The 13,465-nt window shown below is 65.5% G+C and carries 11 protein-coding genes; 2 read left to right on the top strand and 9 right to left on the bottom strand.

Going from position 1 to position 13,465, the window contains the following annotated elements:
* The first annotated feature begins 6 nt into the window (after positions 1-6).
* Positions 7-282: a hypothetical protein gene (locus BFD71_RS39175; protein WP_081771656.1), complete on the top strand. Its 276-nt coding sequence runs from the start codon at positions 7-9 to the stop codon at positions 280-282.
* A 166-nt stretch (positions 283-448) separates the two neighbouring features.
* Here BFD71_RS39175 and BFD71_RS17420 read toward each other — a convergent pair whose 3' ends face one another.
* From BFD71_RS17420 to BFD71_RS17410, 3 genes are all read right to left on the bottom strand, one after another.
* The gene (locus tag BFD71_RS17420) at positions 449-2,719 is read right to left on the bottom strand and encodes an ATP-dependent DNA helicase (RefSeq protein WP_069265563.1); all 2,271 of its coding nucleotides are present in this window, start codon (positions 2,717-2,719) and stop codon (positions 449-451) included.
* Positions 2,720-2,795: 76 nt separating this feature from the next.
* Complete coding sequence (locus tag BFD71_RS17415) at positions 2,796-3,029, bottom strand: DUF465 domain-containing protein (RefSeq protein WP_028204122.1); 234 nt, start codon at positions 3,027-3,029, stop codon at positions 2,796-2,798.
* A gap of 87 nt (positions 3,030-3,116) precedes the next feature.
* The gene (locus tag BFD71_RS17410; RefSeq protein ID WP_069265562.1) at positions 3,117-4,040 is read right to left on the bottom strand and encodes a colicin transporter; all 924 of its coding nucleotides are present in this window, start codon (positions 4,038-4,040) and stop codon (positions 3,117-3,119) included.
* A 279-nt stretch (positions 4,041-4,319) separates the two neighbouring features.
* Between BFD71_RS17410 and BFD71_RS17405 the strand changes: the two genes are divergently transcribed.
* Complete coding sequence (locus tag BFD71_RS17405; RefSeq protein WP_069265561.1) at positions 4,320-6,671, top strand: Tex family protein; 2,352 nt, start codon at positions 4,320-4,322, stop codon at positions 6,669-6,671.
* Positions 6,672-6,768: 97 nt separating this feature from the next.
* On the opposite strand, the gene BFD71_RS17400 is transcribed toward BFD71_RS17405, so the two are convergent.
* The 6 genes from BFD71_RS17400 to hflC form a co-directional block, all read right to left on the bottom strand.
* Positions 6,769-8,655, bottom strand: a complete 1,887-nt coding sequence (locus BFD71_RS17400) for a potassium transporter Kup (RefSeq protein ID WP_069265560.1) — start codon at positions 8,653-8,655, stop codon at positions 6,769-6,771.
* Positions 8,656-8,916: 261 nt separating this feature from the next.
* Positions 8,917-9,486: a phosphoribosyltransferase gene (locus tag BFD71_RS17395; RefSeq protein ID WP_028204126.1), complete on the bottom strand. Its 570-nt coding sequence runs from the start codon at positions 9,484-9,486 to the stop codon at positions 8,917-8,919.
* Between the two features lie 23 nt (positions 9,487-9,509).
* Positions 9,510-10,856, bottom strand: a complete 1,347-nt coding sequence (locus BFD71_RS17390) for an adenylosuccinate synthase (protein ID WP_069265559.1) — start codon at positions 10,854-10,856, stop codon at positions 9,510-9,512.
* 180 nt (positions 10,857-11,036) lie between these two features.
* Complete coding sequence (locus BFD71_RS17385) at positions 11,037-12,188, bottom strand: ATP phosphoribosyltransferase regulatory subunit (protein WP_069265558.1); 1,152 nt, start codon at positions 12,186-12,188, stop codon at positions 11,037-11,039.
* A 121-nt stretch (positions 12,189-12,309) separates the two neighbouring features.
* A complete protein-coding gene (locus BFD71_RS17380; RefSeq protein WP_028210024.1) occupies positions 12,310-12,501 on the bottom strand; it encodes a DUF2065 domain-containing protein in 192 nt (63 codons plus the stop codon).
* Between the two features lie 47 nt (positions 12,502-12,548).
* Positions 12,549-13,463: a protease modulator HflC gene (hflC, locus tag BFD71_RS17375; RefSeq protein WP_069265735.1), complete on the bottom strand. Its 915-nt coding sequence runs from the start codon at positions 13,461-13,463 to the stop codon at positions 12,549-12,551.
* Positions 13,464-13,465 lie beyond the last annotated feature (2 nt).

Here is a 13,465-nt window from a genome sequence, read left to right as displayed (position 1 = left end):
GTGATCATGAAGAAATCCCTCCTCGTAGCATCCCTGCTGGCAGCTGTTGCACTCGCTGCGTGCAACAAGAGCAGCGACCAAGCTGCTGCGCCGGCTAGCGATGCTGCTGCTGCTTCGGCACCGGCTGCTGCTGCTTCGGATTCGGCAGCTGCTGCTTCGGGCGCTGCTGCTGCTGCGAGCGACGCTGCTGCTTCGGCTACCGCCGCTGCTTCGGACGCTGGCGCTGCTGCTTCGGATGCAGGCGCTTCGGCTCCGGCTGCTGCTTCGGGCGCAAGCCAGTAAGTTGCGTTCGCGCGACGCTCACCCGGGACCTCGGTCCCAGTGGGCACCGCAGCGAATCGCCGTACGGTCTGCTGCTTGCGTCAAACGCGCTTCAGACATACGGCGGGCAAGCAAAAAAGCCACGAACTCACGTTCGTGGCTTTTTGTTATGCGGCGCGCATGAAGCTCAATGCGCTTCGCCAGGCTCCCCGGCCTGCTCGTTCTTCTCTTCGAAGAACGCCTGCACGACTTCGATCTCCCGGGTCCGCTTGAACGGCGGCAGACTTTGCCAGATACGTCGCCCATACGGCTTGTCGACGAGACGGGTGTCGCAAATCATCAACACACCGCGGTCAGTTTCCGCGCGAATCAGTCGCCCCGCACCCTGCTTGAGCGTGATCACCGCCTGCGGGAGCTGGTGGACCGCGAACGGGCTCAGACCTTTCTTCGCCAGCGCGTCAAGGCGCGCCGCCAGCACCGGATCGTCGGGCGGCGCGAACGGCAGCTTGTCGATGACCACGAGCGAGAGAGCGTCGCCGCGCACGTCCACCCCTTCCCAGAAGCTCTGGCTGCCCACGAGGATCGCATTGCCATAGGCGCGGAAGCGCTCGAGCAGCTCCGTGCGGCTCGCGTCGCCCTGCACGAGCAGCGGCGTATTCCATCCACGCGCCTCGATCGTGTCGCGCAGCTTCTGGGCAATACGGTCGACGGCACGCAACGTCGTGCATAGCATGAAGACACCGCCGCCCGACGCCTCGATCGCAGGCAACGCCGCCTCGAACACGGCGTCGGTGAACTGCGGCGACGACGGCTGCGGCATGTTGCGCGGCACGTAAAGCAGCCCTTGCGTGGGATAGTCGAACGGGCTCGGCAGCGTCATCGAACGGCGCGAACTCAGGCCCATTTGCGCCGCGTAGTGCGTAAAGTCGCCACGCACCGAAAGCGTGGCCGACGTGAAGACCCACGTGCGCGGCACACCGGCGCGCTGCTTCGCGAAGATCGGCGCCACGGAGAGCGGGGTTTCGTGCAACTGCACCGTGTGCGAGAACACCTCGACCCAGCGGACCTTCTCGTCCGCGTCGTCGGTCGCGTGAGCGTTATCGCCTTGTCCGTCCGCGTCGGCCTCGTGCGTTTCGCGCGCTGGCGGGACGCCCTGCGGCGCGGTCCAGCCCGCGAGGATGCCCTGCAGCTCCCGCGCGCGGCGCAGGCAGGCACCAATCGATTCGGCGCGCTCGGCCTGCCCGGCGAGTGCCGTGGCAAGCGTGCCCAGTTCGGTCTGCAGCGCGTCGAGCGCATCGAAGAGCGGGTGATCCTCGGGCAACTGCGTAATCGACAGGCGCAGCGAGTCTTCCTTGAACGCGAGCCGCACGTCGCGCGCAGCACGCTCCAGCGCCGCGCCGAGCTTGACCCACTCCACCGCGTCGCGCGCGTGGCTCAGGCCTTCGGCTACGCAATCGCGCGCGAGCTCGAGGAACTGCGCCGTCGAGAGCGTTTCGCCGAAAAAGAGCGTCGCCGTTTCGGGCAGCTGGTGCGCTTCGTCGAAGATGATCGTATTCGCGCTCGGCAGCAGTTCGGCCATGCCGGTGTCACGCAGCATGATGTCGGCGAAGAACAGATGGTGATTGACCACCACGATATCGGCCTGCTGCGCCTCGCGGCGCGCCTGCATCACGAAGCAGTCCTTGTAATGCGGGCACTCCTGGCCAAGACAGTTATCGCGCGTCGATGTGACCATCGACCAGACGGCCGCCGTCTCGGGCACGCTCGCGAGCTCGGCCTTGTCGCCCGAGCGCGTGATCTTCGCGAAGCGCACGATTTCCTGCAGATACGCGGTTTCCTGGCGCGACGGCAGCCGGCCGTTGTCGGCCGTGCGCTGCAGATAGTAGTGGCACAGATAGTTGGCGCGGCCCTTGAGCATCGCCACGCTCACGGGCACCGCGAGGGCGTCGCGCACCGTGGGGATGTCGCGCGCGAAGAGCTGGTCCTGCAAATGCTTCGTGCCCGTCGAGACGACCACCTTGCCGCCCCACAGCATGGCCGGCACGAGGTACGCATAGGTCTTGCCCGTGCCCGTGCCCGCCTCGACGATCAGCGTGTTGTCGCCGTTTTCGGCTGTGGCGCGCGCCGCTTCCCCGGCGGCGGGCTGCGCCGGCGCACCACGTTCGACCCGGCGCGCCGGGCGCGACTGAAGTTCGAACGCCGCAGGATCGGGCAGGGATTGCGCGGCGGCTTCCATTGCGGCCGCGACCGCGCGCGCCATTTCGATCTGCGCAGCGCGTGGGCGATAGCCGTCGATCTCGCGGGCGAGCAAGCCGTCGGCCGCGAAGAGCTCCTCGAGCTCGGCGGCGCGGCGTGCGCTCAACATGGGTGCAGCGGCGGTTTGCGCCGCGCGCGCGTCGGCCTCCGGCGCGCCGCCTTCGCGCGCGGGCCGGGAACGGGAAACGGTCGTTGAATTCAAGGCAAGCGGTTCCTGCTCGGTCCGGAACGGCGCAACGCGCCGACTGCCGCGCCCCGGCGCCTGCCAGGACCCGGAATCAGGCGTGCCCGTCCGAAGTCTTCGTTGAATCGGGGTCCAGCTGCAGTTGCAGCAGGAGGATGTTGTCCTTGACCTTGAGCTTGCGCTTCTTCAGCCTCTGCAGTTCGAGATCGTCATAGTCCGGGGTGTCGGACATCCTGTCTATCAGGCGGTCCAGATCGCCATGTTCCGATTCCAGTTGCAGAATGCGGTCACGAAGGACCTCGGTCTTGACTTCACGATGCTCGCGCATGCTCGCCTCCTCGACATTTGCGGCGCGCGCTTGCGAAGGACGACGCGCCTGAGGTTGCAGTCCGGCTGAAAAAGCGTGCTACTCGTGCTACTGGTCCTGCTGTTCTTCCTGCTGCTGTTTTTCCTGCTGCTTCTGCTGTTCTTCTTGTTGCTGCTTTTGCTGCGCCTTCTCGGCCGCCTGTTTCTGACGCTCGGCGACATCGGCCTTGTGCTTCGCCGCGTCTTCCTGCTTCTGCTGGTAGCGCTGGGCCTTGTCGGCGCGCTCCTGAGCCTTTTGTTCGCCCTGGCGGCGCGCTTCGTCGAGCTGGTTCTGGTAGTTCGCCTGCTTCTGGTCGTACGCCGCCTGGTTCGCGTTGCGCTGCGATTGCTCGCCCTGACGCTGTGCCTGGGCCAGCGCATGCTGCCGCTGCTTTTCCTGATACGCCTGCTCGTTCGCCGCACGCTGCGGCGCTTCGGCCTGGCGCTGCGCCTGATCGAGCGCGTGTTGCTGCTGCTTCTGTTCGTACGCCTGCGCGCTGGCCGCTTCGTTGGCGGCGCGCTGCGGCGCATTGGCTGCGTCCTGCGCGCGCTGCAAGGCGGCCTGCTGGTCGCGCTGCTGCGCATGCGCGGCACGCTTTTCGTCGTCGAGCGCCAGTTGCTCGCGGCGGATATCGGCCTGCACGACACGCATCTTGTCGCGCGCCTTGCCGATGCAATGATTCACAAAGAACGTGCTGTAGCAGTTGTGCTGCGCGACTGCGAACTGATAGTCGTTCTCCGCGGCACGACGGTCCAGCACCTGCTGCCGCGCGTCGAAGTCGCTCTGCTGCGACTGTTGCACGCCGGCGGCCGCAGCCGCGTCGGACGCTGCGAGCGGCGCGTCGCCCGAAGGCGCCGGCTGCACCGGCGCCGTTGCCGCACCTTGCTGCTGCAGCGGCCCTGTCACCCCGACCGCCTGCGCGAGGGCCGGAACGCTCGCACCGAGGCTCAACGCGACGGCACAAATTGCCCCAAGAGCGGGGAACCGCCGCATGACGCCATGAGGCGTGCGAAACCGGGCAAGGGGCAAATCAGGGGAGAAGCGGGAGGTCGTCAACGTCTTCTGTGGGCAGCGGAACATGGGGGAAATTCTAACACCCCCCGGGTTGAGCGCTCGGCCATTTATGGCAAAATGCCCCGCTCCACCGGCCGGCGCAGGCACCCGGCGACGTGCCTTTTCGCACACCGGGCGCCTCGGGCGCTCGAGCCCGCACCGGCCGCCGGACCGCAAACCCGGACCGCAATCCGATCCTCGCAGGAATATCCAGACCCTATGACGGAAACCGTAGCACTCAAGATCGTCCAGCGTATCGCCACTGAACTGAGCGTGCAGCCGCGCCAGGTCGCAGCCGCCGTGCAGCTTCTCGACGAAGGCTCGACCGTTCCGTTCATCGCCCGTTACCGCAAGGAAGTCACGGGCAATCTCGACGATACGCAACTGCGTACGCTCGAAGAGCGCCTGCTTTATCTGCGCGAACTCGAAGACCGCCGCGCGGCGATCCTCGCGAGCATCGAGGAACAAGGCAAGCTCACCGACGAATTGCGCAGCGCCATCGAAGCGGCCGACAGCAAGCAGGTGCTCGAAGACCTCTATCTGCCCTACAAGCCCAAACGCCGCACGCGCGCGCAGATCGCGCGCGAAGCCGGCCTGCAGCCGCTCGCCGACGCGCTGCTCGCGAACCCGCTGCTCGACCCGCAAACGGAAGCCGCACAGTACGTCGACGCCGAAAAGGGTGTCGCCGACGTCAAGGCTGCGCTCGACGGCGCGCGCGACATCCTCTCCGAGCAGTTCGGCGAAACGGCCGAGCTGCTGGGCAAGCTGCGTGACTGGCTGCACAACCAGGGCGTGGTGATGTCGAGCGTGGTCGAGGGCAAGGAAAACGAGGAAGGCGAGAAGTTCCGCGACTACTACGACTACTCCGAGACCATCAAGACCGTGCCGTCGCACCGCGCGCTCGCGCTGTTCCGCGGCCGTAACGCCGGCGTGCTGATGGTCAAGCTCGGCCTTGGCGGCGAGCTGGATGCGCAGGTACCGCATCCGGGCGAAGCGATCATCGCGCGCCACTTCGGCATCGCGAACCAGAATCGCCCGGCCGACAAATGGCTATCCGATGTCTGCCGCTGGTGCTGGCGCGTGAAGGTGCAGCCGCATATCGAAAACGAGCTGCTCACCCACCTGCGCGAGCAGGCGGAAAACGAAGCGATTCGCGTGTTCGCGCGCAATCTCAAGGATCTGCTGCTTGCCGCGCCGGCCGGCCCCAAGGCCGTGATCGGCCTCGATCCGGGCTTGCGCACGGGCGTGAAGGTCGCAGTGGTCGACCGCACGGGCAAGCTGCTCGCCACCGATACGATCTACCCGCACGAGCCGCGCCGCGACTGGGACGGCTCGCTCGCTAAGCTCGCGCGCATCGCCGCGCAGACGCAAGCGGAACTCATCAGCATCGGCAACGGCACGGCCTCGCGTGAAACCGACAAGCTCGCGAGCGAGCTGATTTCGAAGCATCCCGAACTGAAGCTGCAGAAGATCGTGGTTTCCGAAGCCGGTGCTTCGGTTTATTCGGCATCCGAACTGGCTGCAAAGGAATTCCCCGAGCTCGACGTGTCGCTGCGCGGGGCGGTTTCCATCGCGCGCCGTCTGCAGGACCCGCTCGCCGAACTCGTGAAGATCGAGCCGAAAGCGATTGGCGTGGGGCAGTACCAGCACGACGTGAACCAGCGCGAACTCGCACGCTCACTCGACGCCGTGGTCGAGGACTGCGTGAACGCTGTGGGCGTCGACGCGAACACGGCCTCCGTCGCCCTGCTCGCGCGCGTGTCGGGCCTGAACTCGACGCTCGCGCGCAATATCGTCGATTACCGCGATGCGAACGGCCCGTTCCCCTCGCGCGAGCATCTGAAGAAGGTGCCGCGTCTGGGCGACAAGACCTTCGAGCAGGCCGCCGGTTTCCTGCGCATCAACGGCGGCGACAATCCGCTCGATCGCTCGTCGGTGCACCCGGAAGCGTACCCCGTCGTCGAACGCATGCTCGCGAAGATCAAGCGTACGATCGGCGACGTGCTCGGCAGCCGCGAAGCGCTTTCGGGCCTCGCGCCCACCGAGTTCGTGGATGAACGTTTCGGTCTGCCGACGGTGCGCGACATCCTGAGCGAGCTGGAAAAGCCGGGCCGCGATCCGCGCCCCGAGTTCAAGACGGCGACGTTCCGCGACGGCGTCGAAAAGGTGTCCGACCTCGTGCCGGGCATGCTGCTCGAAGGCGTCGTGACGAATGTGGCCGCGTTCGGCGCATTCATCGACGTAGGCGTGCATCAGGACGGGCTCGTGCACGTCTCGGCCATGTCGACGAAGTTCATCAAGGACCCGCACGAAGTCGTCAAGGCCGGCCAGGTCGTGAAGGTGAAGGTGCTCGACGTCGACGTGAAGCGTCAGCGTATCGCGCTCACGATGCGTCTGGACGACGACCCCGCGAGCGCCGGCGCGTCGCGCAGCGGCGGCAGCGCGGGCCAGTCGGGCAACCGCGACAATCGCGGCGGCGGCAATCGCGATAACCGCGGCGGCCAGCGTTCGCGCGATGCGGAACCGGCAGGCGCGATGGCGGCGGCATTCGCGAAGCTCAAGCAACGCTGATGTCCGCATGACGCAACGTGGGCCGCAACGGCTCACGTTGCGTGCGCAACAAAAAAAGGCACCCCGGGTGCCTTTTTTACTGGTCGAATCGACGCGGTCAGATTTCGATCTTCGTCCCGAGTTCGACCACGCGGTTCGCAGGAATACTGAAGAAGTCGGTGGGCTTCGCGGCATTCTGATGCATCCACGCGAAGACACGCTCGCGGAAAATCGACATGCCCGGAAGCTGCGTCGGCACGACCGTCTCGCGTGCGAGGAAGAACGACGTGTCCATCATCTCGAACATCATGTTGTGCGTGCGCGAAATTTCGTCGAGCACGGCCTGCACGTCCGGCGTTTCGTTGAAGCCGTAATCGGCCTTCACGAGATAGAGCCCGCCGCCGATATCCTTGACCGTCACGCGCTCTGCGTCGCCCACATACGGAATGTCGCGAATCACGAACGTGAGGAAGATCGTGCGTTCGTGAAGGACCTTGTTGTGCTTGAGATTGTGCAGCAGGCTCACCGGCACGAGCGATTCGCTGCCAGTGAGATAGATCGCCGTGCCCGAAACGCGATGCGGCGGATGCGCGAGCAGCCCCTGCAGGAAAGGCATGAGCGGAATGCCGTCGGCGGCCGTGCGATCCTTCACGATCATGCGGCCCTTGAACCAGGTCATCAGCAGGAAGAACAGCAGCGCGCCGATGCCGAGCGGCAGCCAGCCGCCCTCCTCGACCTTCAGCAGGTTCGCGCCGAAGAAGCCCAGATCGACGGCCAGCAGCACCGTGATGATGCAGGTGACGAGCGCCTTGTTCCACTTCCACACTTTCGTCATCACGACGGCAACGAGCACCGTGGTGATCACCATCGTCGCGGTCACGGCGATACCGTATGCGGCCGCCAGATTGTCCGAACTCTTGAAGGCGACCACGATGCACAGAATGATGAAGAGCAGCATCCAGTTCACGACCGGCACGTAGATCTGGCCGATGGCGAGGTCCGACGTGTGCAGCACTTTCATGCGCGGCACGTAGCCAAGCAGAATGGCCTGGCTCGTCAGGGAATACGCGCCGGAGATCACGGCCTGCGAAGCGATCACGGTCGCCACCGTGGAAAGCACGACGAGCGGCAGCAAGGCCCATTGCGGCGCGAGCAGGAAGAATGGATTCGCGATCGCGCGATGGTCCTGCATCAGCAGCGCGCCCTGCCCAAAGTAGTTGACCACGAGCGAGGGCATCACGAGCGCGTACCAGGCAAAGCGAATCGGCTTCGCGCCGAAGTGGCCCATGTCGGCGTAGAGCGCTTCCGCGCCGGTCAGCACCAGTACGACCGAGCCGAGCACCACGTAGGCCTGCAGCATGTGCGCGCCCATGAAACTGACCGCGTAATAAGGGCTGAGCGCCGCGATGACGCCAGGCGCCTGGACGATGCGCGAGACGCCGAGCACACCGATGGTGATGAACCAGAGCACCATGATCGGGCCGAACAGGCGGCCCACCAGCGCAGTGCCGTGCCGCTGGATCCAGAACAGCAGGATCAGGATCACCATCGTGAACGGCAGCACCAGATGCGAGAGCTTGGGCGCGGCGATTTCCAGGCCTTCCACCGCCGACATGACCGAGATCGCCGGCGTGATGACGGCGTCGCCGTAGAACATGCACGCGCCGAAGATCCCCAAGGCCGTGAGCAGCGCAGCGGACCTGCTCTTGCGGCTGAACGAGCGCATGGCGAGCGCCATGAGCGCGAGCACGCCGCCCTCGCCGTTGTTGTCGGCGCGCATCACAAAAAGGACATATTTGACGCTCACGACGATCACGATCGCCCAGAACAGCAGGGAAATGACGCCGAGAATGGAAGTGTCGTTGAGCGGAATGCCGTGCGATGGGCTGAACGCCTCTTTCAGCGAATACAGCGGGCTCGTGCCGATGTCGCCGAACACCACGCCGATGGCCGCTACGGCGAGAGTAGGTAGCGGCTGCTTGGCCACGTGTGTGCTAGTTGTCATATACGCGGTAATCCGTTGCGAGGCGGAAAAAACGAGCGCTATTCTAAACCGGGCTGCGGCGGAAACCGAGCGGTCGTCGCGGCACTGCGACATCCCCCGATCCCCGCGCAGTTTAGCACCGGCCCCAGATGCCGTCTGCCCGCCTGCGCCGCCGCAGGCGAATCGGTGGGCGACGCACAAAAAAAACGGAGCCATGAAGGCTCCGTCGTTGGATCTGGCCGCCGCGGGTATGGGAACCCTGGCGGCGGCACAACCCCTGCTTTACTTCTGCGCGTCTTGCGCTCGCTGCAGACCACGCTTGATCCACGCACTGAGATTGTGCGGGCGCACCGTATCCCATTCCTCGAACGGCTGGTGGATCCACGGATTGGTCGGCAGATGCTGGACGAAATAGTCCGGCGTCACCTTCGAGCAGCCCTTGTACCAGAGCACCGCCGAGCGCACGCCGGTCACAGCCGGGTAGCGCTCCTTGAGGTGCTCCTGCACGCGTGCGAGCGTGACACCCGAGTCGACGAGATCGTCGACGAGCAGCACGTTGCCTTCCAGGTGGCCGCGCGTCATCGTGATGTACTGCGCGATGTCGAGCTCGCCCTGCTCCGTGCCGGCGGCTTCGCGGTACGAGCTGGTCGCGAGGATTGCCAGCGGCAGGTCATAGATGCGCGAGAGCTGGTCGCCCACGCGCAGACCGCCGCGCGCGAGACACAGGATCTGGTCGAACTTCCAGCGCGACTCGTGCACCTTGAGCGCGAGCAGTTCGATCAGCCGGTGATACTCGTCCCAGCCGACCCACAGGTTCTTTTCGTCGTTGCGCGGGTCCATCATTTGAATCATTTTTGCTTCTGCCTTCTTACCACTTAGACCTTGAACGGATGACGCAGCAGGATCGTTTCGTCGCGATCCGGGCCGGTCGAAACCATGTCGATCGGCACACCGGCGACTTCCTGCACGCGAGTGAGATACGCCTGCGCGCTCTTCGGCAGCGCGTCGAACTGCGTGATGCCGATGGTGCTTTCGTTCCAGCCTTCAAACGTTTCGTAGACCGGCTCGCACGCGGCCACTTGCGAGGCGCCGCGCGGGAGAATGTCCACGTCCTGGCCAGCCACCTTGTAGCCGACGCAGAGCTTCACTTCGTCGAGACCGTCGAGCACGTCGAGCTTCGTGATGCACAGACCCGTCACGCCGTTGATCTGGATCGAGCGGCGCAGCGCGGCGGCGTCGAGCCAGCCGGTGCGGCGCGGACGGCCGGTGACCGAACCGAATTCCTTGCCGACCTTCGCGAGCGTGAGGCCCACTTCTTCCTGGCGATCGGCGTTGTCGGCGTCGTACAGTTCGCTCGGGAACGGGCCCGAACCGACGCGCGTGCAGTACGCCTTGGTGATGCCGAGCACGTAGTTGAGCTTTTGCGGACCCACGCCCGCGCCAGCGGACGCCGCACCCGCGACGCAGTTGCTCGACGTGACGAACGGATAGGTGCCGTGGTCGATGTCGAGCAGCGTGCCTTGCGCGCCTTCGAACAGGAGGTTGCCGCCTTCGTGGTTCACGTCATACAGACGACGCGAAACGTCCGTGACCATCGGCTTCAGACGATCGGCGTACGAGAGCATCGTGTCGAGCGTTTGCTGATAGTCGACGGCCGGCGCGCCCAGGTACTGCGTAAGCACGAAGTTGTGGTAGTCGAGGTTCTCGCGCAGGCGCTCGGCGAAGGTTTCCGGCTCGAACAGGTCCTGCACGCGCAGACCGCGGCGTGCCACCTTGTCTTCGTAGGCCGGACCGATGCCGCGACCCGTCGTACCGATCTTCGCGGCGCCGCGCCTGGCTTCGCGCGCCTGGTCGATGGCGATGTGGTACGGCAGGATGAGCGTGGTGGCTTCGGAGATGAACAGACGCTTCTGGACGTCGATGCCCGCATCTTCGAGCTCGCCGATTTCCTTGAAGAGCGCTTCGGGCGAAAGCACCACGCCGTTGCCGATGTAGCAGGCGACGCCGGCGCGCATGATGCCCGACGGGATCAGCCGGAGAATGGTCTTCTTGCCGCCGATGATGAGCGTATGGCCGGCGTTGTGACCGCCCTGGAAACGCACCACGCCTTGCGCGTGATCCGTCAGCCAGTCGACGATCTTGCCCTTGCCCTCATCGCCCCATTGGGTGCCCACGACGACGACATTGCGCCCCGGGGTTACATTCACTGCGCTGGCAGACATGGTGTTTCGTTAGCTGGTTAAAAACGTATTCTACCTGGGTTCAGCGGCAAGGCCGCCTTTTTTTCCCGAAATTCGCGGAATTTCCTTTTGCACTCAACGGCATGCGCGATGCGAAGCGTGCTTTGGCGCGCTCGCGCGCAGGCTTGCCGGGCGGCGCGAACGGCCGCCCCGAGTGCGGTATCAGGCGTGCCTTTCGACGACCCAGACGCCGTCGCGCTCGACGAGCACGCGGTCGCAGGCGAACTCGTCCATGTCGTGCTCGTGACCCGGCAGCGCCTGGATCACGACCTCGCCTGCATCGCGCAGCGCGGCGACCGCGCTGCGCAGCGCCTCGTCATGGCGCCACGGCGCGAGGATCGCGCTGCTGCGCGCCTCGACCGGTGAAATACGCGCCACTTCGCGCAAATCAAGTGAGAAGCCGGTTGCCGCGCGGGCACGCCCATACACTTCGCCCACCTTGTCGTAACGGCCGCCGCGGGCGACGGCGTTCGGCACGCCGTCCACGTAGGCCGAGAACATCACGCCGCTGTGGTACGCGTAGCCGCCGAGATCCGCAAGGTCGATCATCAGCTCCGCACCCTCGATCTCGCGCACGAGGAACGCGAGGTCGTCGAGCGCACGAGCAATGCCCGGCAGCGCCGGCAGACGCGTGCGCGCCTCGTCGATCACGCTCTCGTCGCCGTAAAGCGACGGCAGCGCTCGCAAGGCGTCGCGCGTGGCAGCGCCGAGGTTTTGCGTGAGTTCCGCGAGACGCGGCACGTCCTTGCCAGCGAGCGCTTCATACAAAGCATCGCCAAGCGCGGCCGCAGCGGGATCCGCTTCGAAGATCGCCGCGAGCACACCTGCGTGCGAAAGGTCGAGGCGCACCTTCGCGAGGCCCGCGAGGCGCAGCGCATCGAGCATCAGCTGCTGGATTTCGAGGTCCGCTTCGAGGCCCGCGTGGCCGTAGATTTCCGCGCCGGTCTGGATCTGTTCGCGCGTGGCGTGCAGACCGCGCGGCAGCGTATGCAGCACGTTGCCGGCGTAGCACAGGCGCGTCACGCCCTGGCGGTTCAGGAGGTGCGCGTCGATGCGCGCGACCTGCGGCGTCATGTCGGCGCGCAGGCCGAGCGTGCGGCCCGAGAGCTGATCGACGAGCTTGAACGTGCGCAGGTTCAGGTCGCGCCCGCTGCCCACGAGCAGCGACTCGAGATACTCGAGCAACGGCGGCATGACCATCTCGTAGCCATAGGCGCGGAAACGGTCCAGCAGGCGACGGCGCAGCTCTTCGATCTTGCGCGCTTCGGACGGCAGCACGTCCGCAATATTCTCGGGGAGTAACCAGGTCGACATCGGTTGAGTCCTACCACAATGAGGGCCGCGCGCGGCCAAACGCCACGCGGCCCGATATTTCGGAATCCGTCAAAAACGCCAATCGCACACCGCCTCTGAGGGCGACTGCGGCACGAGGCCGTCAGGTCGCCAGCATCAGCAGGACGAGGCCGAGCCCCATCACGATGAGCCCACCGATCCTGATGTGATGCGGCGGCCGCTCCGCGATTTTACGGAATGTGTCACGCCACGCCGTCGGAAAGACGAACGGGAACATGCCCTCGATAATCAGCATCAGCGCGATCGCGAGCAAGAGGGAGCCAGCTATGTCCATGCGAAGAAATACGCCGCGCAGTGCGCGGCGCGTGTGTCTCGTTTTGTCTAGTGTTTGCGCGGGGTGGCGGAAGCGGGAGCGTTATCCCCGCTATTCGCGCCGCCGTTCGGACCACGCATGAAGCGGAAGAAGTCGCTCGACGAATCGACCACGATGACGTCGCCGGGCCGGAAGCTCTCGCGGTACGCGAGCATGCTCTGATAGAACCGGTAGAAGTCCGGGTCGCGCCCGAACGCCTCCGCGGCAATCGCGGCGGCCCGGCCGTCACCTTCGCCCTTGATCGCTTGCGCCTGAGCGTAGGCATCGGCCAGCACGCCCTGCTGCTTGCGCTGCGCGTCGTCCTTGATCTGCTGCGCTTCGGCCGCGCCCTTCTCGCGAATCTCGGCAGCAGCCTGCTCGCGTGCGGCGCTCATGCGCTTGAAGACCGTCTGCGCCAGCTCCGGCGGGTAATCGACGCGCGTGAGTTCGATGGCGATCACGTCGATGCCGAGCGGCGCCGCGGTTTGCCTCAGCGCGTCGCGCGCGCCGCTGGCGATGGCTTCCTGCTGTGCGAGCGCCTCGGTGAGCGTGACTTTCGAAATCGCGTCGCCAAGCGCGTCGCGCGACAGCGAGGCGAGACGATCGGAAAGCGTCTGCGCATCGCCCCTGGTCGCCGCGAAGAGCTTGATTGGATCGGAAATGCGATAACGCACGACCGGGTTCACGAGCAGCTCGGTCTTGTCCGAGGTCGTGTAGCGGTCGGCGTCGGGCGCATCGAACGCCTGAATGCGCGTGTCGATGAACGTGACGGTCTGGAACGGCGGCGGCAGCTTCACATGCAGCCCCGGACCGGCGAGCGTGGCATTGGCCCCGCCCGACGAGGAAATGATGGCGACGTGGCGCGGATCGACCATGAAGACGGCCGACGACGCAACCAGCACGACAACCACGACGGCAACGACGAGCGCAATGATCTTGTTCATAT

The organism is Paraburkholderia nodosa (assembly GCF_001718195.1).
In the GTDB taxonomy this organism is placed as follows: Bacteria; Pseudomonadota; Gammaproteobacteria; order Burkholderiales; family Burkholderiaceae; genus Paraburkholderia; species Paraburkholderia nodosa_A.
The sequence above is the reverse complement of the archived record's forward strand: the minus strand, read 5'-3'. Positions and strand labels throughout refer to the sequence as shown.

What these genes read in the sequence shown, in the direction of transcription:
- BFD71_RS17380 (WP_028210024.1), bottom strand. Translation starts at nt 12,501, where the DNA reads ATGGACATAGCTGGCTCCCTCTTGCTCGCGATCGCGCTGATGCTGATT.
- BFD71_RS17405 (WP_069265561.1), top strand. Translation starts at nt 4,320, where the DNA reads ATGACGGAAACCGTAGCACTCAAGATCGTCCAGCGTATCGCCACTGAA.
- hflC (WP_069265735.1), bottom strand. Translation starts at nt 13,463, where the DNA reads ATGAACAAGATCATTGCGCTCGTCGTTGCCGTCGTGGTTGTCGTGCTG.
- BFD71_RS17395 (WP_028204126.1), bottom strand. Translation starts at nt 9,486, where the DNA reads ATGATTCAAATGATGGACCCGCGCAACGACGAAAAGAACCTGTGGGTC.
- BFD71_RS17390 (WP_069265559.1), bottom strand. Translation starts at nt 10,856, where the DNA reads ATGTCTGCCAGCGCAGTGAATGTAACCCCGGGGCGCAATGTCGTCGTC.
- BFD71_RS17385 (WP_069265558.1), bottom strand. Translation starts at nt 12,188, where the DNA reads ATGTCGACCTGGTTACTCCCCGAGAATATTGCGGACGTGCTGCCGTCC.
- BFD71_RS17415 (WP_028204122.1), bottom strand. Translation starts at nt 3,029, where the DNA reads ATGCGCGAGCATCGTGAAGTCAAGACCGAGGTCCTTCGTGACCGCATT.
- BFD71_RS17400 (WP_069265560.1), bottom strand. Translation starts at nt 8,655, where the DNA reads ATGACAACTAGCACACACGTGGCCAAGCAGCCGCTACCTACTCTCGCC.
- BFD71_RS17410 (WP_069265562.1), bottom strand. Translation starts at nt 4,040, where the DNA reads ATGCGGCGGTTCCCCGCTCTTGGGGCAATTTGTGCCGTCGCGTTGAGC.
- BFD71_RS39175 (WP_081771656.1), top strand. Translation starts at nt 7, where the DNA reads ATGAAGAAATCCCTCCTCGTAGCATCCCTGCTGGCAGCTGTTGCACTC.